This is a genomic window from Psychrobacter sp. 28M-43, assembly GCF_014770435.1.
In the GTDB taxonomy this organism is placed as follows: Bacteria; Pseudomonadota; Gammaproteobacteria; order Pseudomonadales; family Moraxellaceae; genus Psychrobacter.
In genome coordinates this window covers 337,368-363,296 of record NZ_CP061739.1, presented here as the reverse complement: position 1 = coordinate 363,296, position 25,929 = coordinate 337,368, and the positions used below count along the sequence as shown (strand labels likewise).

At 42.4% G+C, this 25,929-nt stretch carries 16 protein-coding genes; 9 read left to right on the top strand and 7 right to left on the bottom strand.

What is annotated here, in order from left to right; genetic code table 11:
• The first annotated feature begins 248 nt into the window (after nucleotides 1-248).
• Nucleotides 249-1,019: a ribosome biogenesis GTP-binding protein YihA/YsxC gene (gene yihA / locus IEE84_RS01555; RefSeq protein WP_191114662.1), complete on the top strand. Its 771-nt coding sequence runs from the start codon at nucleotides 249-251 to the stop codon at nucleotides 1,017-1,019.
• Between the two features lie 124 nt (nucleotides 1,020-1,143).
• Here the strand turns inward: yihA and IEE84_RS01550 are convergent, their stop codons facing one another.
• On the bottom strand, nucleotides 1,144-1,851 hold the full coding sequence (locus IEE84_RS01550; protein WP_191114661.1) for an HAD family hydrolase: 708 nt from the start codon (nucleotides 1,849-1,851) through the stop codon (nucleotides 1,144-1,146).
• A gap of 133 nt (nucleotides 1,852-1,984) precedes the next feature.
• Entirely contained in the window at nucleotides 1,985-2,995 is a 1,011-nt protein-coding gene (locus tag IEE84_RS01545; protein ID WP_191114660.1) for an RluA family pseudouridine synthase, read from the bottom strand.
• 1,188 nt (nucleotides 2,996-4,183) lie between these two features.
• Here IEE84_RS01545 and IEE84_RS01540 point away from each other — a divergent pair.
• Nucleotides 4,184-8,356 (top strand): Rne/Rng family ribonuclease, encoded by a 4,173-nt coding sequence (locus tag IEE84_RS01540; RefSeq protein ID WP_191114659.1) that lies wholly within the window; start codon nucleotides 4,184-4,186, stop codon nucleotides 8,354-8,356.
• A 116-nt stretch (nucleotides 8,357-8,472) separates the two neighbouring features.
• On the opposite strand, the gene IEE84_RS01535 is transcribed toward IEE84_RS01540, so the two are convergent.
• The gene (locus tag IEE84_RS01535; RefSeq protein WP_057758232.1) at nucleotides 8,473-9,414 is read right to left on the bottom strand and encodes a DUF808 domain-containing protein; all 942 of its coding nucleotides are present in this window, start codon (nucleotides 9,412-9,414) and stop codon (nucleotides 8,473-8,475) included.
• A 405-nt stretch (nucleotides 9,415-9,819) separates the two neighbouring features.
• On the opposite strand from IEE84_RS01535, the gene IEE84_RS01530 reads away from it, so the two are divergent.
• The 5 genes from IEE84_RS01530 to IEE84_RS01510 all read left to right on the top strand — a co-directional run bounded on the left by IEE84_RS01530 (nucleotide 9,820) and on the right by IEE84_RS01510 (nucleotide 15,794).
• A complete protein-coding gene (locus IEE84_RS01530) occupies nucleotides 9,820-10,674 on the top strand; it encodes a DsbC family protein (protein ID WP_191114658.1) in 855 nt (284 codons plus the stop codon).
• A 428-nt stretch (nucleotides 10,675-11,102) separates the two neighbouring features.
• Nucleotides 11,103-12,443 (top strand): homoserine dehydrogenase, encoded by a 1,341-nt coding sequence (locus IEE84_RS01525; RefSeq protein ID WP_191114657.1) that lies wholly within the window; start codon nucleotides 11,103-11,105, stop codon nucleotides 12,441-12,443.
• Nucleotides 12,444-12,552: 109 nt separating this feature from the next.
• Nucleotides 12,553-13,734, top strand: a complete 1,182-nt coding sequence (locus IEE84_RS01520; RefSeq protein ID WP_191114656.1) for a thiolase family protein — start codon at nucleotides 12,553-12,555, stop codon at nucleotides 13,732-13,734.
• 397 nt (nucleotides 13,735-14,131) lie between these two features.
• A complete protein-coding gene (locus IEE84_RS01515; RefSeq protein ID WP_191114655.1) occupies nucleotides 14,132-14,980 on the top strand; it encodes a DUF2382 domain-containing protein in 849 nt (282 codons plus the stop codon).
• 247 nt (nucleotides 14,981-15,227) lie between these two features.
• The gene (locus tag IEE84_RS01510) at nucleotides 15,228-15,794 is read left to right on the top strand and encodes a YsnF/AvaK domain-containing protein (RefSeq protein ID WP_191114654.1); all 567 of its coding nucleotides are present in this window, start codon (nucleotides 15,228-15,230) and stop codon (nucleotides 15,792-15,794) included.
• A gap of 124 nt (nucleotides 15,795-15,918) precedes the next feature.
• On the opposite strand, the gene IEE84_RS01505 is transcribed toward IEE84_RS01510, so the two are convergent.
• Nucleotides 15,919-16,452: a hypothetical protein gene (locus IEE84_RS01505; protein WP_191114653.1), complete on the bottom strand. Its 534-nt coding sequence runs from the start codon at nucleotides 16,450-16,452 to the stop codon at nucleotides 15,919-15,921.
• A gap of 241 nt (nucleotides 16,453-16,693) precedes the next feature.
• Complete coding sequence (secA, locus tag IEE84_RS01500) at nucleotides 16,694-19,495, bottom strand: preprotein translocase subunit SecA (protein ID WP_191114652.1); 2,802 nt, start codon at nucleotides 19,493-19,495, stop codon at nucleotides 16,694-16,696.
• A 455-nt stretch (nucleotides 19,496-19,950) separates the two neighbouring features.
• Between secA and mutS the strand changes: the two genes are divergently transcribed.
• Entirely contained in the window at nucleotides 19,951-23,052 is a 3,102-nt protein-coding gene (gene mutS, locus IEE84_RS01495; RefSeq protein ID WP_191114651.1) for a DNA mismatch repair protein MutS, read from the top strand.
• 206 nt (nucleotides 23,053-23,258) lie between these two features.
• A complete protein-coding gene (gene fdxA / locus IEE84_RS01490; protein WP_101205516.1) occupies nucleotides 23,259-23,582 on the top strand; it encodes a ferredoxin FdxA in 324 nt (107 codons plus the stop codon).
• Nucleotides 23,583-23,669: 87 nt separating this feature from the next.
• On the opposite strand, the gene IEE84_RS13200 is transcribed toward fdxA, so the two are convergent.
• Entirely contained in the window at nucleotides 23,670-24,116 is a 447-nt protein-coding gene (locus tag IEE84_RS13200) for a pilin (RefSeq protein WP_191114650.1), read from the bottom strand.
• Nucleotides 24,117-24,251: 135 nt separating this feature from the next.
• Nucleotides 24,252-25,859: an O-antigen ligase family protein gene (locus IEE84_RS01480; protein WP_191114649.1), complete on the bottom strand. Its 1,608-nt coding sequence runs from the start codon at nucleotides 25,857-25,859 to the stop codon at nucleotides 24,252-24,254.
• Between the last annotated feature and the right edge of the window lie 70 nt (nucleotides 25,860-25,929).

The window sequence follows — 25,929 nt, the reverse complement described above, 5'->3', positions numbered from 1 at the left end:
GCCAACTTTAATGTTATCCTACTATTTATATGATGCTAATCGCAGTTATTTCAATAAGTAAGACACGGAATAGTATAGAATAGCCAGTAATATTAAATAGCTACTTTTATGATTTGCACATAACTGTATTAATGAATAATAGCCTTTTAACTTGATTTACCTATTGCTTGACCGCGCCGATGACTTGAATCATCAGCTGACTAAAATTTTATAATCGCATCCAATTTTTTAAGATTAATGAGCCATTTATGAGTACCCCGTTTAACGATGTCGCCGCTGAACATGCCTTGTTCAATACCAAATCTCGTCAGAAAATTCAGCAAACTGAATTTATGATGTCAGCACCTACCTTTCGTCTCTGTCCGCCTGACATGGGATTGGAAGTCGCTTTTGCAGGTCGCTCAAACGCTGGCAAATCATCAGCCATCAACGCCTTAACCAATCAGCGTCAATTGGCTCGCTCGTCTAAGACACCTGGACGCACGCAGATGATTAACTTTTTTAGTATCGGTGATACTGACAGACGTTTGGTCGATTTGCCTGGTTACGGCTACGCAGCTGTTCCGCTAGAGATGAAAAAAGAATGGCAGGTTGAGCTAGAAGAATACTTGGTATCACGCTCAAGCCTTGCAGGTCTGGTACTGATGACAGACATTCGTCATCCGCTTAAGTTTTTTGATGAGCAAATGCTGCACTGGGCAAACGATGGTGAGCTACCAGTACATATTCTGCTAACCAAAGCAGATAAATTAAAGTACGGTGCTTCTAAAAACGCCCTCCTTGAGACTCGTAAACGCCTGAAAAAATTGGGCCTAAACTGTACCATTCAGTTATTTTCAGCCCTCAGAAAAGAAGGTCTCGATGAGCTGGCTGGAATAATGGGCAACTGGTATGAGTATCAGCTTGATGCAGACAAAATCATTGAGTCTTCTTTTGCATTGCTAGAAGGCGCTGAATTAGAAGACGCTATTGAAAAAGAAAGCAGTGAAAAAGAGAGAGTTGATCAAGAAAACAAATAGATATCATCATCTTTAACAAAAAAGGGTTTATCGCTATTACGATAAACCCTTTTTTATTGCCTGTTTATTCACTCATTATCATCGTCGGTATGCTATTAAAATAATAAGAATTATAAAATTAGCTCTACCCGCATAACAAGTCTACTAGCGCTTGTGGAGTATCAACTTGGTAGGTTGGATTTTGCTCCGCAAGCTCTGCACTCATTGCCGTACCATAGTTCACCGCTATACTGGTCATGCCCAATGCTGTTGCCATTTGAATGTCATAGATACTGTCACCGATAAACACAGCATCAGAAACCTGCTGCTGCGTATAATCCAAAATATCGGTCAACATCTGCGGATCAGGTTTGGAGCCTGACTCATCAGCACAACGCGTAATCGCAAAGTAATCATGGCTATCGGAGGCATCTAATACACGATCTAGCCCTTTTCTTTTTTTGCCCGTTGCTACGGCGAGCGTTTTGCTTTGCTGTTGCAAAGTTTGCAACATATGCTCTATCGGTTCAAAGAGCGGCGTACTATGACTGTTAGCAATATAGTACTCTGCATAGGTTTGCTGAATGGCAAGCAACTGCGTATCGTTTGCCTGCGGATATAAAATCTTAATACCATTCATTAAACTCAGACCAATGATGTCTTTTACGGCTTTATCAGTCGTCTCAAACCCGTGTGCTTCGCCAGCCACATGCATAGACTCAACAATCAGGCCGATTGAATCCATTAGCGTGCCGTCCCAATCAAAAATAATTAATGTCTTATCAGACAAATTGTGTTCTGCTGATGGTTGAGCATTTATAACACACTCTGAAGTTGTAGCTGGTTTGGTCATGGGTTTACCTTAATGAATAACAATAATAAATAGCAGATACTAAAACGTCACGGTGGCTTATTCGTAAAAATAAGATATCGTGACGTTTAGGAAAGTACAAAAATAGTTTGGCTTAAGAGTTTATTTTGGAAAACTATTCAGGCAATTTCGTTGTTTCTGGTAACCAATCTGCCATATCGTCTGGCAATGGCGCAGTAATGGTCTTGTAGCCTGGAATGTCTAAGCGCCATGCATGTAGACACAGACGATGGACGCCTGATTTGTCATGAACGTTGTATTTGTCATCACCCAAGATAGCATGACCGATATGCGCTAAATGCACACGAATTTGATGAGTGCGACCTGTCAATGGCTTGGCTTCAATCAAGCTTACTGGCTGACTATTAATCGTAAAGCGATTATGGATAATAATATCAGTCTGGCTTTCTTTCGCTTGTGGGTCTTGGCTATCTACTTTCACTCGGCGCTCACCACTGGCAAGCGTGTAACGTAGCAATGGTGCATTGATACGCTGCTCATTAAGCGCAGGCTGTCCCTTGGCTAGACATAGATAGTGCTTTTGAATGGTCTTGTCTACCAAATGCTGCTGTAACACTTTGAGCGTTGAGCGTTTTTTGGAAATCATCAGTAACCCTGATGTGTCCTTATCAATGCGATGGATTAGCTCTAGGTATTTTTTACCCGTCACTTCACGCATGGCTTCGATAACACCAAAGTCCAAGCCGCTACCGCCATGAACAGCGATACCAGAGGGCTTATTTAGCACTAACAAACCATCATCTTCATAGACCACACGAGCTAGCAAGCTTTTGGCAAACTCAGTGCTAATAATTGGTTTCTCGCGCGTTGCTAGCTCTACAGGGGCAATACGCACGACATCTTCGCGCTGCACTCTATCGTGTGCTTTGCAGCGCTTATTATTAACGCGTACCTCATCTGAGCGAATCATTTTGTAGATATGCGATTTTGGCAAACCTTTTAAACGGTTTAACAAAAAATTATCCAAACGCTGATCGTGTTGATGGCGCGTTACTTCGAGGTAGTTCACCTTACCGAAGTTGCTAATCTCATCGTCAGCGCTTTGTGGGCGTGTTTTGCTATTAAAAATAGCAGGGGCTTCATGGGTAGTAGCGTCGTCAGTCATTTTTGAGTTTGTCATTTTTAGTTAGGTATTTACACAAAGATTTGCTATAGTTTAGCATGTTGAGCGACAATTAAGCAGAGGCGACAGCAATAATCATTGTTGTTACAAATAGTTGACCACCGTTTTATTGCCTGTTAGTTTTCTACTACTTGCCAGTAAAGAGGTTGACACTATTTATCCTGCTGACCTGACACGTTTCATCTGATTTTAGGGCGCGTTATTTATTTAGAGGTATTACTTACCAAATATAGCCCTACAAATTAAAAATACTGTACTGAATGTTATTCGGTACCATAAAATAAATAGTGACACTAAATACCATCGCGTTAATAACACTGATAATAAATCAGCTTATTAACCGATTACAACACAACACTGACTCACTAATTGCATGACAACGACCGTACTCGATAACCAATCATTATCTAATGACTATTTATCTGATGGTTCTTTATGCCAGCATAGTTGAGCAAGTATGGGTAGTTTAGCGTTAGGATCGAAAAGTATATCGATAGCTGCCTAAGTATTGGTGGTCAAACAGATGACGATAACAATGTAAATACGATACCACGCTGACAAGCTGGTCCATTACTCTGTTTGCCAAGTACGCCCCGCTGATAACAAAAGCTGCGACACCTAACCTTGAGACACCCAAGATATTATTGACGTTAGACAAAGAACGATAAACAAAGAGTAACCAATTGCTTCGCCTGAACAAACAACCGCTGAATGACGCCACTATATAGTAGCAATCATGACCGCGATATTATTGTTAGACTTTGATGGATGAATGGCAACAGCACCACGCCTTTTTAATATCAGTATTTTTTAGAGATGTAACTGACCCTCGCCCACGCTTACAACGTGCGCTGAAATCACTACCAATAGAACGTACTGAGAATAAGAGCGCTTTGACTCGCTGACCCAATCATATATGTACCAAGTTTACTGATGATAAAATATAAGTACCATAGCCTTACACCCTATATTACTGATATTAATCTGAGCGCCGCTCATTACTTCAGGTAAAAAAGAAGCCATTGAAAAAGCCCATGTGCTTTATAAACCCACGATTTACGTTCTACCGTTAATGAACATCTACACACGCTAATCACAATATTAGCCACACTTGCCACTATGTCCTAAAGACTGTCTTATCGTTGTCATGCGTACTCATAGGATACAAATATGAAACGCATTTTGATCAACGCCACTCAAAACGAAGAGATTCGTGTCGCCTTATGTAAAGGCAACCACCTGTACGATTTCGACCTAGAAAACCGTACTCGCGAGCAAAAAAAATCTAACATCTATAAAGGTCATGTGACCCGTGTCGAGCCATCGCTCGAAGCAGTATTTGTCGAATACGGTTCTCAGCGTCAAGGCTTTTTGCCAATTCGTGAAATCTCTGCTGAATACCTAAGCGGCAACCCGCGTGACGAAAACATCAAAAAGCTGATCAAAGAAGGCGACGAGCTAATCGTCCAAGTCGAAAAAGAAGAGCGCGGTAATAAAGGCGCTGCCCTATCGACGTATGTGTCATTAGCCGGTCGTTATCTGGTATTGATGCCAAACAACCCTCGCGGCGGTGGTATCTCACGTCAAATCTCGGGCAAACTGCGCGAAGACATGAAGCGCATGCTGAGCAACCTTGATTTACCAAAAGGCATGAGTGTCATCATTCGTACTGCGGGTATTGGTAAAACGCAAGAAGACTTGCAGCACGATTTAAACCACTTGCTCAATATTTGGCAAGCCATTCAAGAACAAAACCAAAAATACCCATCACCGCGCTTGGTTCACCAAGAAGCGGGCGTTGTCACTCGTGCTGTTCGTGATTATCTGCGTGATGATATCGCTGAGATTTGGATTGATAACGAAAACGCTTACATTGAAGCGGCTGGGTTTATCGATGCAGTAATGCCAAAACAAGCCGAAAAGCTACGCAAATATACTGACTATGAGCCGATGTTTTCGCGCTTTAATATTGAAAAACAAATTGAAACCGCTTATCAGCGTGAAGTTCGTCTGCCATCAGGTGGCTCAATCGTTATTGACCAAACAGAAGCACTAGTCTCTATCGACATTAACTCAGCTAAGTCAACCAAGGGTTCAGATGTTGCTGAGACCGCTTACCATACTAACTTAGAAGCAGCCGATGAGATTGCTCGTCAGCTTCGTTTGCGTGATATGGGTGGTTTGATTGTTATTGACTTCATTGACATGAATGACAATAAGCACCAAAAAGAAGTAGAGAAACGTCTAATCGACGCGACCAAATATGACCGTGCGCGCGTTCAATTTGGTGATATCTCTAAGTTTGGTCTAATGGAAATGAGCCGTCAGCGTCTACGTCCTTCATTAGAAGAGTCAACAGGCTATATTTGTCCACGTTGTCACGGCAACGGTATGATTCGTGACTTGCGTTCATTGTCATTATCTATCATGCGTCAAATTGAGCAGATCGCTCTAAAAGAACGCCAAGGTGAAGTACAAGCAGAAGTCCCGACAGACATCGCTGCATTCTTATTAAACGAAAAGCGCGATAGCTTGGTTTATCTTGAGCAAGACAGTGGCACTCGTATCACTATTTTGCCACACGCGCATTTGGAATCACCAAACTTCAAGCTTCATTTCAACCGTGATGGCTTTGCACCATCGAGCTATGAGCGTATCACTGATACTCAGCAACAAGAGCACAGTGACCTTGGCTACAACGTTGACTGGCAGACTGCTGAAAAAGAGCGTCCTGAACAGCAACCTACTCGCCAGCCTCGTAAAACTGCAGATGATAAGCAGAACCGCTCAAACACGCAGCAGAATGCAGCCACGCAAGCGCAGAACGATACGGTAAATCATAGCAATGATCGTCGTAATCATAAAAATACCAACGATGTGTCGCCTGCACATGCACCGCAAGCCAATAAAACCGCTAGTGTTGCCGCTCCAGTAGCGCCGCAGACACAGAGTGTCGAAGCTACTGCTCAGCCAAAAGCCGTCGCGTGGTTATCAAACCTATTTGCTCAAGCACCGCAAGCTACTACGACGCCTAGTGTCAGTAGCCGAGATGCCGCTGAAGCAATCGAAGCGCTAGTAAACACTGGCGCGCAAAGCTTAGGCTCGTTTGGACAAGTTGATAGCAATGCCTTGAATAGTGCCGCTGCAACTGGTGAGCAGCCAACTCAACAAAGCAACAGTCAGAAAAACGACAGCCAACAGTCAGATAACAACGCTAATCGTCAACATACGCGTCGTAATGACAGCGATACTGACGACAGCAGCAATGAAGACAGAAGAAGACGTAAGCCGCGTAAGTCTAGATCTTCTAAACCGCGTCAAAGAAAAGAGACGACTGACGAGACTGCTGGCAACGTAAACAGTAGCTCAGAAAGTACTGGCTCAAACAGTGCTGATGACAAATCGTCTGATACTCAAGACCAAAGACAGCAAGACAAGCGTCAGAACGATAACAGACGCACGAACGATCGCAATCGTAATAACCGCCAAGATAGCAATCAACAGAGCAGCAATCGTAACGCAAGTGAGCGCAGTGATGCTGATAACGAGAACAGCTCTAAAGCAGATGAGCAAACCCGTACTAAGCGCAAATCGCATAGTCAACGCGGCTCACGCGGTAAGCTAGAGCGCGGTGAAACATTAACAGCTGACAGCGTTAAGCATAGCAAACAGCAGAACGCTAGAAATAACGATGCTGCCAATAGCAAAAATCAATCTAACACGCGCCGTAATCAGGACCCTAACGAGGTCATGCTACAGGTCAATGAAGCGCCAACTGAGCTAAAAGCGCCTGAAGTGGTTCATCTATCTTTAGATGATAGCAAAGCCACACAGGCTAAAAATCAGCCTAGCGAGCAGCGAAGCGCAACAAATAACGTAGCAAAAGATGAGCGTTCAAACGAAACAGCTGCTCAAAAACCTACCGATAAGCATAGTAGCAATGAGCAGAACACTGGTAAGCAAAACACCAATGCTCCAAACACTGATAAGAAAAGTGATAATGCAGAAAGTACGGTGGAAGCAAGTGCTAATCAGGTAAATAGTGATAAGCGTGCAAATACTGAACAAGCTAAGGTGCAAAACGATGCTCCTAAGCATGAACAGGCTGCTGAAGAGAAAAAAGCACCTGTAGTTGTAGAAGCTCAATCGACCTCTACGAGTAACACCGAAAGTAAAGCGGAAGCTCCAACATCGGTAACTGCTGACGTAGAAGCAGCTAAAGAAACTCAGACTCCAAAACAGCAGGAAACCAAGACTGCTGAAAATGTGAGTAAGGGCTATGAAGCTCAGAATACTCAGGCTGACAGTAATAGTGCAAGCACAAGTAATGTAAGTAACTCAGCACTTGAGCTAACTCATGAAGCACTATTTGGCGCACGTTACGTGACTGCTGAGAAATTTGGGCAAGCGAGTAACGATCCACGTGTAGTACTCGCTCAGCAAGCCGCTCAAGCGGACAAGCCAGCTGCTACTAATGTGCCAGCAATACGTGGTACGGTTGGTGAGTTTATTCGTGCCACGCTACCAGAGGCGCAAACGCGCTTAGTAGAAGAAGGCATTATCAACTGCTTTATTGCGACTATTGCGTTGCATAATGAGCAGTCTCAGAGTACTGATAATAGCTCTGATGCTGCTAGCCAGAGCTTTGACTTTAGCAACTATGGCTATCAACCATTGGCTGCCGACTACCTTGCACGCTTTGAAGCAATGACCAAAGCGGTCAGACAATTTGCAGCCGCGCAAGGTAAGACAGCCGTTGAGCCACGTGCTATCACTAAGCGTGCTAGCAATGATCCACGTGGTCAGCATCCTGATTATCAAGAACCCACTGTATTGAGCGTACCTGCTGAACAAGCTATCGTCGAGCAAACCGAAACTGATAGTGAAGTCGATGCGCATGACGTTGAAGCGACCGCCCTCGCCAATCAGGCTCAAACTGATGATATCAGTGCTGATAGTGAGCACTTGCTAGAAGTCGAGCGTGCTCAGTCAGAAGCTAAGGATGCAGAAGTCGAAATCTCTACAGAGCAAACTGTCAATGAAGTAGAAGGTGCTGCAGAAAACATAGCTGCAGAGACTGAGCAGACGACTGAATCGGCAGTAGAGGAAGCTACTAAAGAAGCTAGCAAAGAAGACAGTCAGGCAGCTAAGTCTAAGACGACTATAGCCAGCTATAAAAACATGATCGAAAATGTGGCTGAGCAACTGCTACCACAGACCGGTATGTTTAATCTGACTACGCCAAAAGTACCAAAGGCACGCAGTCGTAAGCCTAAGACGGATCATAAGAAGCCGACGCAAGCTGAAAAGCTCGCATCTGATGATACAGACAGCGACAGCTAGTCATATAAGCTCAAATGTAAAAGCCCCAAAGCTATTCGTAGCTTTGGGGCTTTTTATTTTAATACAGTCAAACTTACTTGCTAATTCAAACGAGAGACAATAGAGAGCAGATAAGCTTAATGTGCAGAAGACGCTGTGTCATCTTTACCACGGATTTTACCAATAGTAGTAACAATAGCTACTACAATAGCGCCAACAATCAGTCCGACTAATCCATTTAACAATGACGCGGTTAACCCTTCAAATACCCCAGTAAGATGGGCAATGTCTTCTACACTGTGATGCAAAAAGCCGATACCGTGCACGATGATACCGCCGCCCACCAAGAACATCGCAATCGTGCCCGCTATGGATAAAAACTTCATAAGCTTTGGCGCAGCTGCAAGCATAAACTCGCCAAACTTGCGCTTACTATCACCTGCTTGTGAGTTTTCAATCAAATGCAGACCCGCATCATCAATCTTTACGATGCCTGCAACTAAGCCGTAAATACCGACGGTCACGACAGCAGCCACTATCGAAAGTACGATGCCCTTTTGGACAATATCGCCACCAGCTGCTGTAATTGCGCCTAAAGAGATAACAATAATCTCAGCTGATAAGATAAAGTCTGTACGTATGGCACCTTTGATTTTGTCCTTTTCAAACGCGACCAAATCTACCGACTCATCTGCATTGGCTTTTAAACGGGCATTTTGCTCTTCATCATGAGGCAACAACTTCGGCCAAAACTTGTGAATGACCTTCTCAGCCCCTTCATAACTCAGGTATAACCCTCCGATCATCAATAGCGGAGTAATCAACCACGGTATAAAATAACTGATCAATAGTGCCGCTGGTACTAAAATCACTTTGTTCACGGCAGAGCCTTTGGCTACTGCCCAAATGACGGGGAGCTCACGATTTGGCTTAACCCCTGTGACCTGCTCGGCGTTGAGTGCTAAATCATCACCAACTAAGCCCGCGGTTTTTTTGGCGGCAACTTTGGTCATGACGCTCACATCATCCATTAAGACGCTGATGTCATCGAGTAAGGTTAATAAACTGGCACCTGCCATGTGTGCTCCTTAAAGCAAATTTGTTAAAGTAAGTCGTTCTCAAATGATTTATACAACGCATTTTATATAGATTTTTATAAAAACAATGCGATTAGCCTTAGACTACAAGTTCAAGCAACTATATTAAATAGCACAAATGTATCTTATTTTTTGAATTTATGTTGATAGCCATTCTTTAAAGTTGGCTTCGTTGATACTTCTTGGCAGTCTTCCCTTTGCTATTATTTGGCGTAAATATGGTAATATGAAGGCTATTACTGCCTATCTTTTATTATCAATAAGTTATAAAAACTTCTTCATTGTTAGACCTTTAAAACACTGCCAAGACACATTACTATATAGAAAAGTTTATAGCGTTTTTTATAACGAACTCATGATTAGGCGCGACGCCTATAGGAAACCCGTATGCCGTTCCCCACTGTCAAAAACACCACCTTGCGTAATCCTCTTTCTCGTACCGTTCTATCTCGTTTTATGATGAGTGCGCTGTTAGTTGGTATCGCTGCTGGCTGCTCAAACAATGCCGCTGATGCAACTAGCAATACCAGTGTTGTAAACGCTGCCCAGACAAAATCCACTGCTACTAAGCCCTCAGCTGGTAATGATGCAACCGTGGTGAAGGCATTACAGGCGAACCTAAAAAGCTCTGGTATCGAGGAAACTATCGTTTCAGCCGTACCGACAGATATGGATGGTATTTATTGGGTGACCGCTGAAGGTCTACCTTCTTTCTTTACTGATAAAGCTGGCAAGCATATTATTCAAGGTCAGATTATTGCTGTGGGTAATGCCGCTCCGGTTGATATCAGTGCTGCATTGGTTGCTACGACAGCACAAGAAGCGCTAAAAGCCGTCGATAAAAAAGACATGGTGATTTATCCAGCGAAAGGTGAAACCAAAGCCGTTATTTATGCCTTTACCGACGCAGACTGTGGCTACTGTCGCAAACTACATTCAGAAATGGATGATATCAATGCGCGCGGTATCGAGGTTCGTTATTTGGCATGGCCACGCAGTCAAGAGTCTGTACCAAAGATGGAAGCGATCTGGTGTAGTCAGGATCGTAAAGCGGCGATGGATCAAGCAAAAATCGGTGCTAATGTACAAGCCCCTAGCTGTGCTAACCCTGTACAAGAACATATGGCTCTAGGCTCAAGACTTGGTGTGCGCGGTACGCCGGCGGTGTTTACCGAAACAGGACAACAAGTAGGTGGTTACTTACCTGCAGCAGAATTGGCACAAGCAGTAGGCGCTAATTAATAATGTGAGTTACCAGTATTAGTGACTCATATCAACAACTAATATTGGTAACTAATATTAGTAACCAAGCATAAATGACATATACATATGCCAAACAAGATTGAAGCTACCGCTTTTTTATAATCGTCAGCTGATATAACCTTGATGATGTTGTCTTTATAATCTTAGCCTTTATGACATGAACCTTCAGAACATTGGCTTTTATGAGATTGTATAGACGTCACAATGCCTTGTCGGTATGATACGATAAAGCGCGATGCAAAATGAGCAACACCCTTTTTATTTGAGCTTTTTTTATTCAACTATGATGAAGTAGATAGGCAAGCAGTACAGGCAATGGGCACAGACATTCTGTTTGATGTCGCAGACTCATTTGACACTGTCATCGCTTATACTGACTTCATTGTATTTAACCTCTTGAGGATACTGTGAGTAATTCCATCAAACTAGCGATACTTGGTCTGGGCACCGTCGGAACGGGCGTGATCAATCTGATCAATGACAATTTAAATGAGCTAAAACGCCGTAGCGGACGCGACATTATTATTACCGAAGTCGGTACACGTCGTCAGCGTGATGATATTGATGCCGATATCATGCAAAACAGCGATCTGATGGCAATTGCCGCAAGCGAAAACGTCGATATTGTTATCGAAGTGATTGGTGGTACCACCTTAGCCAAAGACGTAATTATGCAGGCCATTAAAAACGGCAAGCATGTGGTTACGGCAAACAAGGCTCTACTCGCTGAACACGGTAATGAGATTTTTGCTTTCGCTGAAGAAAACAATGTGCATGTTGCTTATGAAGCAGCGGTAGCAGGCGGTATTCCCATTATCAAGGTAATGCGTGAAGCACTGGCTGCCAACAAAATCGACTGGCTCGCGGGTATCATCAACGGTACTGGTAACTTTATCATGACCGAAATGCGTGATAAGGGTCGCCCATTTGCCGACGTATTAAGCGAAGCACAAGAGTTAGGTTATGCAGAAGCAGATCCTACTTTTGATGTTGAAGGTATTGATGCCGCTCATAAATTGGCGCTACTCGCCTCTATCGCTTTTGGTATTCCGCTACAGTTTGATAAAGTCTACTGTGAAGGTATCACTGGTATTACCCTGCAAGACGTGAACTATGCCGAAGAGCTTGGCTACCGTATCAAGCATTTAGGGTTTGCAGTACGCCGCGATAGCGAAAACGATGGTGATGCAGGGGTTGAATTACGCGTACACCCAACACTTATTCCACAAGATGCGCTATTGGCGAACGTCAATGGTGTAAAAAACGCAGTACTAGTTAACTCACATCCACTTGGCCAGACGCTCTATTGCGGCGATGGTGCTGGTGCTGGTGCAACCGCTTCTGCAGTGATGGCCGACGTCATGGATTTGGTTCGTGTACTGGGTAGCAAAGACCGCGACGATCAGAGCAACACTGGACATCATGTCCCGCATTTAGCATTTATCCCTGACCAGCTATCAGACACGCCTATATTGCGCGCTGATCAGATGGTAACTGGATATTATTTACGTGTGCATGCTTATGATAGTCCAGGTGTATTGGCAGATATCACGCGCATCCTAAGTGATGCCGGTATCAACATCGATGCAATCTTGCAAAAGCCTGCGCATAAAGTAGGTCAAGTGCCGGTGATTATTCTGACGCTACCTGTGGTCGAGAGTCAGATGAATCTCGCTATCGAAAAAATTGAAACGTTAGAGACCATTACTGATAAAGTAGTACGCATACGATTAGATGAGCTAGCATAAACCACATACTGAAGAAGACAGATGCTTATAATATAAGCAAAAGCTAGCCAATCGGCATCTGATTTCTTGGTAGATACTTAATCAAAACGCACAACAAGGAATAATAACGATGTCAAATGATGCAATTGTAATCCTAAACGGCGCACGTACACCAATGGGTGGCTTTCAAGGCGCACTAAAAGACATGAGTGCTACCGAGCTGGGCGCCGCCGCTATCAAAGCTGCCGTCGAACGCTCAGGTGTTAGCACTGACAGTGTTGATGAAGTCATTATGGGTTGTATCTTGACGGCAGGTCTGGGTCAAGGCCCTGCCCGTCAAGCCATGCGTAAAGCAGGTCTACCGGATGCGACTGGTGCTGTCACGATCAATAAACTTTGTGGTTCAGGCCTAAAAGCAGTCATGCAAGCGCATGATGGTATCAAAGCGGGTAGCTTCAACGTCGCTGTTGCAGGTGGCATGGAGTCAATGACCAATGCACCGTATATCATGCCAGGTTCACGTGGCGGCTATCGTATGGGTCACAAAGAAGTCAAAGACCATATGTTCTTAGATGGTCTAGAAGATGCCGATACTGGTAAGCTTATGGGTATGTTTGCTCAAGAAATGGCCGATGAAAAAGGCTATACACGTGAGCAAATGGATGAGTTTGCTATTGAGTCGTTGAACCGTGCACTGACTGCTATCAAAGACAACCACTTCAAAGATGAAATCGAGCCTGTTACGTTTGCAACGCGTAAAGGCGAGCAAACTGTTGATACCGATGAACAACCTGCTCTTGCTAACGCTGATCGTATTCCTACTTTGCGTCCAGCATTCGCTAAAGACGGTACCATTACTGCCGCAAATGCTAGTTCAATTTCAGACGGCGCTGCAGCTGTCGTCGTGATGAAAGAGTCACAAGCGAAAGCCGAAGGCCTTGACTATCAAGCTCGTATCGTTGCTACTGCTTCAAACTCACGTCACCCAAGCGAATTCACTATTGCGCCAATCGGTGCCATTGAAAAAGTATTAGCAGGTGCTGGCTGGTCAGTAGATGATGTAGATCTATGGGAAATCAATGAAGCCTTTGCGATGGTTACTATGGCTGCGATGGATGAGCTGAAACTTGACCATGCTAAAGTAAACATCGAAGGCGGTGCATGTGCCCTTGGTCATCCAGTAGGCTGTTCAGGTGCTCGTATTCTGATTACGCTTATCAACTCTCTAAAACGTACTGGTGGCAAAAAAGGTATTGCAACGCTATGTATCGGTGGTGGTGAAGCGGTAGCTGTTGCTATTGAACTTGCTTAAATAAAGTAGGTTTAGCTGACTTAGAGTAAGTCAATTGAGTAATAGCTAGATAGTTATGTTTATTGAGAAACCGCATTGCTAATGGAAATGCGGTTTTTTTGTGTCTGCTTTCTTTCGATGAATGTTGAATATTACTCTGTGTAAAGTCTCGTTAACTTCTACCCCCTCCTATGTTATGCCACTTACAGCCTATTACACGCAATTACTGCAAGTGCACATTTTGCTACCTTGCTCATATATCTCATCAAAAATCACGGTGTTAGGATAGCTACAAGTTGATAGGGAAGCTATTCGTTTGACTTACCTTCAACTGTAATAAATATGGTTCTACTAAAAATTAATAACAACATCAACCATTACATTATAAAAAATAAACTCGCAAAAAAGGAATATAACAATGAGTCAACTAATCCGTTTAAAAGATATTCAAGCTACTCATCAAGACTTAATTGGTGATGACTATTATGACCCAACGCATAAAACTGCTTACGGTATCAATGAAGAAAAAATTGGTAAGATCGAAGGTGCACTAGTAGAAGACACCACTGGTCGTATCCGCTACTTAATAGTAGATGCAGGTGGTTGGTTTAGTTCAAAAGAAGTATTGGTACCAGCAGGCTTAGCCCGTATCGTTGGTGATGATGTCTTCTTTGATAGCTTGACCAAAACACAAGTAGAAGCTATGGAAGTATACGATCACGATTACCAGTACAGCTACAAAGAGCAGTACGAAAGAGATCGTCAAGCATTTACTGCCGATACACTCCCTGTAGAAGATCGTGTTGATATTGCAGATCACTCTTATGACGCACCAAACACACTAGAGTTATTAGAAGAGCGTCTAACGGTGAATAAAGACCGTATTGTTGCTGGTCTAGTAAAAGTGGGTAAACATGTCGTCACTGAAGAGCGTAATGTCGACGTAGATCTAGAAGAAGAACATGCCAATATTCAGCGTACTAGCGTAGATCGTCCAACAGATCGTCGTATTGGCGACCTTGATGCTACTGAAACAGTTGAAGTTGAACTACAAGCTGAACGTGCTCGCGTCAGCAAAGAAACATATGTTTCTGAAGAAGTAAATGTCGGTAAAACGACCGATCACCATACCGAAACCTTGATTGAGACCATTCAACGCGAAGAGCTAGATGTTGATGGCGACGGCAATGTGGTTGACCGTGAAGGTAACTTAGTAGACCGTGATGGTATCACAGCAGAAGATGTACGCCGTGCTCGCGGCATGTAATATGCTAATACGTCATAGTTTAACGACGTAAGTTTCCTATACCGTCAGTTAAATATAATAGTAATAATTAGCTAAACTCATATGTTTAGCCATTAAGATCAGAGCATGTCTCTGGTCTTTTTTGTATTCATAACATGAGCGAATGGTTTATAGTATTCAATGTAGCTAGTTAATATATGTGGTTAATTAACATATAACGTTTGAAATTATTAGAAATTCATCATTTTATAATTATAAAGGAATAATAATGACTACTGAAAATGGAAACAGCCTTTACCAAGATAACTTGGATAAAGAACAAAATATCTCAACGAAGCAGACGAATAATACCGTCAATGTTGGACACTTAGAGCTATTAGAAGAGCGTCCTGTAGTTAACAAAGAACGCTTGGATGTAGGTAAGGTAACCGTTACCAAGCATTCACGTACTAAAACTGTCGAAGTGCCAATTCAGTTGGTAGAAGAATATATTACTATACGTACTGAGTACAATGACGCAGAAAGCCAAGATTTACTCTCTGGTAACTATGATGACAAAGACATATTGCGCCACGTTGAGCCTTCTTTGGATAGCAAAGCCGTAGTGACCATTAATGGTAAGCAAATAGAGATTGGCGATGAACCAATTGATATTGTGCTATCTCGCCAAGTGGCGACCATTACCAAAGACACCTACGCTATCCAAGACATCGAAATTAACAAAAGCACCCATGTACATACTGACAGCATTCAAGTAGAGCTCAAACATGAAGAGTTAGATGTGACTGAAGAAGGTTTGCTGGCTCATGGTTCTGATACATCTCCATTAAAATAAGCGCTGATAGTTTAGTTACTACGAACTTGTATGATTGATAAAGATTATTTCACAACATGAAAAAGCAACGCTATCTTAGCGTTGCTTTTTTAATGCCTATCACTTACTAAATATTGAAGATAAACTACGAAGCTTCATTACACTCGAATGTATTAACATTTGACTCATCTGCACCAGCGGTACGCATGACGCCAGTTTTACGAGCTTCGTGCCCTACGCGCCATTGTGTGAATCCTTGACCACCATCAATTGCGGTCGCCACTTCAAACACTTCAGGATTACTACCTTCATTGGTTTGGTTCAACGTTACTGTACCCATGTCGGTTGCGACAACAACTTGATTGGCATCTTCTTTATAAGTCGCCTCAACTTTTAGTTCAGGTGTACATAGATACGACATCTGCATCACGCCGCTGTTTACTGAAGCGGTGGTATCACCTTCTACTTCGTTAAGTGAAGCGTCTTCGGTATCGACAACGACATCGCTAGGTTCAGCAGGCTCCGCTGACATTGGAACGGACTCTTCTGTATTAGCACCTTCTTCCATTCCCGTCTCTGGCTCTGACTGTTGCTGACAAGCACTAACCGTCAAGGCGCCAGCCAACAAACTTGTTAAAACTACTGAGCTGCGTACTTTTTTTAAGAATTCTACACTCATGACACTCTCCCAAATAAATATGTTAAACACTATAGCGTGTCCATAAATTCACGCCTATGCTGAATTTGTAAGTAATCAATACAAAGTGTTTGTTGGTCTTAATCTAGCAAGTTTTAAGTTTGCATAAGTTATTTAACAGATATGAAAAAGCCCCTATCTACTTAAGATAAGGGCTTTTTCATATAAAGGCTGTCTTTAATAGCAGTTCAATACATAGCTATTAACTTGCCATGACTAACGACTAGATTTTACCATGACACTGCTTGTACTTAAGACCTGAGCCACAAGGACACGCTGCATTACGACTGATATTCATACCTGCATATGGGTTTGGTTCATTAGCATTACTACCGTTACCTGCTATAGCAGCACCAACGCCAGCTGCCGTAGCCCCACTGTTTAGAGTGCGGCTTTGTGGTTGCGGCTGAGCAGCTGAACCACTCGCATTGCTATCCAAGTTATCTACATCGTCATGCTCAAACTGCATTTGCATATGGGCAGCGTTCTCACGTTGCTGAATTTCTAATGCTTCCAGCTCTTCCTTGGTTGGGATATGTACACGTGACAAGTCTTGTACGGTCTCAGACTTAATCGCACCAAGCATCATCTGGAACAATTCAAACGACTCACGCTTATATTCCTGTTCAGGGTTTTTCTGTGCATAACCCCGCAGATGAATCCCTTTACGTAACTGATCCATCTGCGTTAAATGCTCTTTCCAATGCTTATCTAGACTCTGTAACATGAAATGACGCTCAAGCTGAGCGGCGTCTTTTTCACCCATCTGCTCACGGCGACTGTGATAACGATCTATCGCCGTTTGAACGATTTTCTCACGCAGCCCTTCTTCATCCAGACGGCGATCTTCATCCAACCAATCGTTAATTGGCATTGAGATTTTGAATTCGTCTTCTAATTCGTCTTCTAAGCCGTCAATATTCCACTGATCATCAATAGAGCCAGGCGGAATAAACTGATTGATCATCGCGTTATACACTTCATGATGCATCACTTCGATGGCTTCTAATAAGTCCATCTCTGCTAATAAATCATCACGCTGACCATAGATAACTTTACGCTGCTCGTTGGCAACATCATCATACTTCAATAGGTTTTTACGGGCATCAAAATCGCGACTCTCAACTTTACCTTGCGCGTTTTCGATTGATTTGGAGACCATTTTATGTTCGATGGCTTCATCTTCTTTGAGGCCCATCGCACGCATCATATTGACCACGCGATCGCCTGCGAAGATACGCATAAGATCATCTTCAAGCGATAAGAAAAAGCGTGACATACCAGGGTCACCCTGACGACCAGCACGACCACGTAGCTGATTATCGATACGGCGTGACTCATGGCGCTCAGAGCCGATGATATGTAAACCACCAGCTGCTACGACTTGGTCATGTTTGACTTGCCATTGAGATTTTAGACGCTGCATCTCTTCTGGGCTCACCGCATCGATATCTTCGATAAACGACTGCCAGTTACCACCAAGGATAATATCCGTACCACGGCCTGCCATGTTAGTCGCGATCGTGACTGACTTTGGGCTACCTGCCTGTGCAATAATTTCTGCTTCACGCTCATGCTGCTTGGCGTTTAGGACGTTATGCTTAACACCTTCTTGGTCGAGCAAGTAAGACAACTCTTCACTGGCCTCAATCGTCGCTGTACCAACCAGTACTGGCGCGCCTTTGGCTTGAATTTCTTTAATTTCGCGAATGATGCCTTTGTATTTGCCTAACTTGGTTAAGAAAATCTGGTCATCCATATCGATACGAGCAATCGGCTCATGCGTTGGAATGACAATGACATCTAGATCGTAAGTAGATTTGAACTCGGCAGCTTCAGTATCAGCAGTACCCGTCATACCAGACAATTTGTCATATAGACGGAAATAGTTCTGGAATGTCGTGGTTGCAAGCGTTTGGTTTTCTGCTTGGATCTCAACATTTTCTTTCGCTTCTACTGCTTGATGCAAGCCTTCTGACCAGCGACGACCAGGCATAGTACGACCTGTATTTTCATCAACGATGACCACTTCGCCTTCATCCACGATATAGTGAACGTTTTTGACAAATACGTGATGCGCACGAATGGCCGCTTGAACGTGAGCCAAAAGTGGCAAACGACTTGGGCTATACAAGCTTTCGTTCTCACCCAGCTCACCGACTTCGATTAAGAAGCGCTCGATTTTCTCGTAGCCTTTTTCACTGATCTCAATCTGGCGATTTTTTTCATCAATCCAAAAGTCTTCTTCTTCGTTATTCTTGTTCGCTTCTTCGTCTTTTGAACGGATTAGCACAGGAATAATCGTATTAATCAGCGCATACATGCGTGATGAATCTTCAGCTTGACCCGAAATAATAAGCGGCGTACGAGCCTCATCAATCAAGATCGAATCAATTTCATCGATAATACAAAAGTTTAGCGGGCGCTGTTTTTTCTCAGCAAGGCTAAAGACCATGTTATCGCGCAGATAATCGAAGCCGTATTCGTTATTGGTACCATAGGTAATGTCGGCTTGATAAGCTTCGATTTTTTCTTGTGGTGGCTGCTGTGAGTAAATCACACCAACAGTCATACCCAAAAACCCAAACAACGGGCGGTTTAGTTCAGCATCACGCGCAGCCAAATAATCGTTGACCGTGACCAGATGAACCCCTTTACCGCTGATAGCATTTAGGTACATGGCCAAGGTTCCCATTAGGGTTTTACCTTCACCAGTTTTCATCTCAGCGATTTTACCTTCGTGCAAGGTGATACCACCGATCAGCTGCACGTCATAGTGACGCATGCCGTTGACACGTAATGATGCTTCGCGGCAGACAGCAAATGCTTCTGGCAATAACGCATCTAAGCTTTCGCCTTTTTGATGTCTGGCTTTAAATTCTTCAGTTTTTTGTTGTAGTTGCTCATCAGACAGGGCTTGTATTTCAGCCTCTCGTGCGTTGATCTTGCTGACCACTTTACGCATGCGTTTTAATTCGCGGTCATTTTTGGTGCCAACCACACTGCCTATAATCTTTGATAACATAATTTTTTGACCTATGGAATATTCGATAATTAGTGCGCATTAGCCAAAGCTTAGCTCTCTGCCTTGTCATCACCCGACTAAGTACTACCTAATTTAGTATCGCCCAATTAAGTGTGCCGTCATTATATATGGTTATGACGCTGATGGATACAAGGGCAGCGAGTAGATATTTGCCACAGTAAAAACCTAGTAGGACGTGTTAAAATAGCGAATACCTTGTTAAATTTCTTAGCTTTTTCAGCGACTTTATTTGTTTGTCGCGGTTTGATTTTTATACGTTTGCTACCACTGCATCTTGGCTCAAAATTTGTCGTGGAGCCATTTATCTACAAGTGACTGGCTTATGGATCAAGCCAAAGCTATCTATCAAATTCGTACATAAGACAAATAACCCTTTAGCACCCCTATCATAAAATACCTATTACCACTCATTAAAGCACTATAAGAGACTCTGCATGACCGTAAAACCATCTGGACAAAATCAATCGTCAAATCCTAATCCATCAGAAAAGCCCTTATCAAAACAAGAGACCTCTGACTGCTTAAATATAGGCGATGACGTCTACAATCTAGCAGACCATACGCCGATGATGGTGCAATATCTAACCATGAAAGCCAACTATCCACAAGCATTGCTCTTGTACCGGATGGGTGACTTTTATGAGCTGTTCTTTGACGATGCTAAGCGTGCGGCGCAAATACTAGATATCACACTGACGCGTCGTGGTACGGATAAAGCAGGCAACACGATAGCCATGGCGGGTGTGCCGTTTCATGCAGCCGATAGCTATATGGCACGCTTGATCGCTGCTGGTCAGACAGTGGTTGTATGCGAACAAATTGACGAATCGACAACTGGCAACGCTGATAATAAGTCTAATGTCCCTGCGATGGGCGACAAGCAAAAGAAAGACAAAAGCAAATCTGCTGCTGGTAGCATCATGCGCCGTGAAGTGGTTAAAACGCTTACCGCAGGTACTATTACTGATGATGCATTGATTGCACCCAATCATACGCCGACTGTGGTTGCCATCGATATTGCGACTATGAAAACGCAAGACAATAGCCAGACGTTACAAGCAGCCGTTAGCCAGATGGATTTGGCTGCGGGTACACTGACTACCCAGACACTAATAGCAGACAAAAACGATATCGATAATTTGCAAACTCAAATGCTGACTGTCTTGGCGCGTTTTGCGCCTAGTGAATGCATCATTAGTGAAGCGCTTATTGATAGCGTTGGCGACAGCATTGGAAGCAATGATACAGAGTGGCTACTGTGGTTACGACGAAATCTGGACTGCCCTATTATAGAAGTCGCTGCCAATGACTTTCATTGTGAGCATGCCAGTGACACGCTTTGTCAACAGTTCGAAGTGCAGCGTCTTGACGGGTTGGGCATTCACGAGGCTCCACTTGCGCAAACCAGTTGTGCTGCGCTTATCCACTATGCGCGTCAAACTCAGCAACGCCACGTACCTCAAGTCAACCAACTCATTGTCGAGTATAGTGATGACTACCTAATTATCGATGCTAATAGCCAACAAAACCTTGAGCTATTTACCCCTGTTAGTAGCAACGGTACTCCTTTAATATCTGTGCTAAACCATTGTCAGACTCCGATGGGTAAACGCCTACTTGTGCAGCAAATGAAGCGTCCACTACGTCAACATTCACGTATCAATATGCGTCTAGATGCGATAACTTGTTTGCTAAATCCAGAGAGTGGCGCAATTGAGTCAAACCAAGACTTGAAAGATAGTTTACTAGTTACACGTTTGCGAGAAACGCTGAATACTATTGGCGATATTGAACGAATCAGCAGTCGAATCGGGCTAATGAGCGCCAAACCTCGTGACTTACGCAAGCTTGCCGATGGTATCGCTAGTAGTGCTCAGCTGACTACTCTATTGAAAGCATCGGGTATCAGTTATGAAGACGCCGGCCTGTTACCAATGTTGATGCAGCAATTGCCAGATCAACTGCCTGCTGTTCAATCCGTCGCCGAATTAATCGAACGCGCTATTGTCATTGAACCGCCTGCTCATATCCGCGATGGAGGAATGCTGGCGACGGGCTTTGATGAAGAATTTGATCGCCTTACCCATTTGCATGACAATATTCAATCGACGCTAGACGAGATGGTCGAGCGTGCCCGTCAAGACAATCAATTACCGAGTCTAAAAGTTGGCTTTAATAAAGTTAGCGGCTTCTATTTTGAATTGCCCAAAATGCAGGCGAAGAATGCCCCTGCCCACTTTATCCGTCGACAAACGCTTAAAAGTAGCGAGCGCTTTATCACTGATGAGCTAAAGGAAGTCGAGACAGAATATCTAAGCGCCCAGTCCTTGGCATTAGCGCGTGAAAAGCAGCTGTATCAAGAACTCTTAAATCAATTAAACCAACACTTGGCTGAACTACAACAGCTTAGCGCGGCTATCGCCCAACTAGATGTGCTAAGCAATTGGGCTCATCTTGCCATGATATATAACTGGCAGCGCCCAATCATGGGCCTACATACAAAAGACCAAAACGAATCGGTGGCCAAAAATCAAACCAGCATTGATATTCGTCGAGGTCGTCATGTTGTGGTTGAAGCAGCATTGAATCAAACAAACGCCAACAGTAGGAACGGTAATTCCTTAAGTACAAACCACTTTGTCGCCAATGACTGTGCACTAGGTAGTGATGGGCATCCTGAAAGACTGCTGCTTATTACCGGCCCTAATATGGGTGGTAAATCGACCTATATGCGCCAGACCGCGCTGATTGTACTACTCGCTCATTGCGGCAGCTTTGTGCCAGCAGCTAGTGCTCATATTGGTGATATCGATCGTATTTTTACGCGTATTGGTTCAGCTGATGACTTGGCTGGTGGCAAATCGACCTTTATGGTAGAGATGATTGAGACAGCCAATATCTTAAATCAAGCAACCAATAAATCACTGGTATTAATGGACGAAGTCGGTCGTGGTACTGCCACCACTGATGGTTTGGCCATTGCCCATGCCTGTGTCAATCGCCTAGTCGAAATTGGTTGCCTGACATTATTTGCCACTCACTATTTTGAGCTAACCCAATTAACGAATGATATTGGCAAGCATCATGCTGATATCCGTAATGTCCATGTAGCAGCCAGTGAAGTTGATGGTCAGTTATTGCTATTGCACCAAATTAAAGATGGTGCAGCAAGCTCTAGCTTTGGGCTGCATGTCGCAAAAATGGCTGGTATTCCTACCAAAGTGCTAGAGGATGCTAAGCGCTATTTAGCAGACAACTTACAGTTAGACCATTTAACCGTAGATAAAGCAAAAACTGTTGATGATAAAAATGAATTAGCTAAGTCAGTAAAGGATAAACGGCAAGAGAGCTATAATAATGCTACTCTCAATCAAGAAGTAAGTCATAACGCTCAGATATCGGACACATTAGAAAATCCGAAACAAAATCAGCTATTTAGCTTGCAAGATGAGCTGAGCATGATTGATCCTGATAGTCTAACGCCCAAGCAAGCGCATGATTTACTTTATCATTTGAAGAAAATCATTAGTCATTAAAGGGAATTGTCAAAGCGTAGTAAAGGCGCTAAAATACGCTTTATTTTCCAACTATTCTTTGTAGCCCTTATAGTTGATTTAATTTAAAAGAATTACACTGCAGCTGAGCGCAGAGGTATGAATAATACTTCAGGCAAGGCTGACACAATAATTCTCTTGAAAGCGATTGACTATATCAGCCAATCCAATAACAGGTAGACCTCACTATGACCTTTGTCGTTACAGATAACTGCATTCTTTGCAAATACACCGACTGTGTAGAAGTCTGTCCTGTGGACTGCTTTTATGAAGGCCCAAACTTCCTAGTCATCGATCCTGATGAGTGCATCGACTGCGCGCTATGCGAGCCTGAATGTCCCGCTAATGCGATCTTCTCAGAAGATGAAGTACCGAAAGATCAAGAAATGTTTACTCAGCTAAATGAAGAGCTGGCGCAGAAATGGCCAAACATCACTGAGATGAAAGGGCAAATGCCAGAAGCTGAAAAGTGGGATGGCGTAGAAGGTAAGATTCAGTATTTAGAGAGATAGTTAGCCTTGTACTATTTTTTAATACATTGATAAAGAAATGCAGTTCACAAAAAACCACCTAATAGCAATATGCTGTTAGGTGGTTTTTTACTGGCAATCTTGAGGCAAATAAGACTTTGATATGTCAGCAGATGCTCTACAACTCCAACTACCGTTCAAAGCTCTATCAAGGCTAATTGTCTGTTCTGATAAATAACTCAGATTTTGGATTTTACACTGTATAGCATTGATAGTTACTCCTAAAGGATTAGGTGCAGTGACACTAAACTGACAGTATTTGGTATTGCTTGGCATATTCAATCCATTTGGACTGAAATCTGTTACTCCATCGCCATCATTTATAAGTATTTGATATGGAACTCTAAAGTCATTCATAGTCTGATAAATGACCATGATCTGCGCCTTTCTAACTTGAGTTTGATAACTTACTGTAGCTATGGCTACCAAAATACTTATGATCGCAACAACAATCATTATCTCAATAAGAGTAAATCCAGCTTGAGATTTATATAAGCCATTCGATGTCGATAACATATGATTGTATAACCTATTGGTAATAATCTATTAGTGCAGACATCGTGCCATATTATTATATTAGTAAAATAAATTTGAATTCATAGGGTAAGCTTTCAATATAAAGTCATAGATTTTTAATGTTGATCGAGATTATTAATAATTTCCACACTGTAAGTCGCTTAATTTAAAGCTCTCTTTATACATATAGTTCAACATATCCAGATGCTTTTGTGCGTCACGTTTATAACCATTAAAATACAAAACTTCTGAAAACTTGTATAAGTCATAGTAAATCATATATGTTTTAACCATGTATCGTATCTCTTCAATCTGATAATTATCAAACATAGTGCAAGGATACAAACCAATCCATCTAGCACGACTTTCAAAAGTATCAAAAAAGTGAGGTTGATATGGTAAGCTAAGAACACTTTTTCGCTCATTCATCTCATGTATTTCAGCAGCAACCATATTATCTGGAATATAACTATATTCTCTAACTATATATAAATTTAAACCTACTCCAAATAAAAAAACTAAAATGCAATAAATACCATTTATTTGTATAGCTTCTTTATTTAATGTAAGAAACAAAGCTCCTAACATGAAGCCTACAGGTAATAAAAAATAAGAATAGGATAAAGGAAATTCAAGTAAAGAGTGAATTAAAACGACACATATTGAAACTATCAAACAAGTCTGAGAAGCGTTAACTGACTTTAACAATGCTTTAATGATTATGAATGTACAAAATACTATTATAGTCATTCCAATTGGAATACCACACCATACTATGATGTCTAAAAATATATTATGAAAGCTGGTGGTATAACGTTTTGCATAGCCAACTTCAAAAGTATCATACTGTGCAAAAGAGCTTTGATTCCATCCATATCCCCACAGTGACTGATATTTGATCGCGGCAATACCTTGCTGCCAAATTTGAATACGCTCTAAGATTGAAGATGATCTTTGGGTTATTGCTACTGCTGTCTCTAACTTTAATCCTGAGGCTTTAAGTAGTGGTAATAAGATAGCAACAACAGCAAAATAAACCAATAATAAGCTTTGTTTTTTAAGGCTAAGATTTATGATATCTCTTTTATAAGATACTGCTAAATATAAATATACAAATAATAGAGCAACCCATGCAGTACGCGAGTGGGTCACTGCAATAACAGTTAGAAGTACTAAACTAAATAACAAAAGAGTCTTGCTGTTGAATTTTCTGTTTTCGTAAAAGTACAAGCAAGACATTAGACTTAACAATAGAAAAGTTGCAAGATGGTTAGGCTGTGCCATATTGGCAAATGGACGAGACCGAGCAGGCATGACCCAGTCGATACTCATATCTATGTTAAACCATTGAGCTATAGCGATTATACTAGAAAACAAACCACAGCTTAAAATAATAAAATAAAAATAGTCCAGACTATGCTTATACTTATAAACGCTATTAAAACCTATAACAATAGCTAACCAGAATGATAGTATGTAAATAAAAGACAAAGCGGCTTTATCAAAGAAAAATATTTGACCTAGTGCATACTGCACTATAGGTAACAAACTAATTAAGATAAAAAAAAGTGACATTCTAGGGATAGAAATAGGGTTTTTAGCAAATACAGGTATCAAAAACAAAAGAGATAGAAAAGTAAAATATTCTGAAATAAAGCTATTCCATGGCGGGTAATAAGCTGGATTTAGTATTCCTAATACAAAAAATATCATGCTTGTAATTAGACTTAACTTAACTAGCATACAAATCCCAAATACTAAAAAAGGAAAACAGCATTGCTATTCCCCTTTTTTGATGATTGTTGTAACTTAT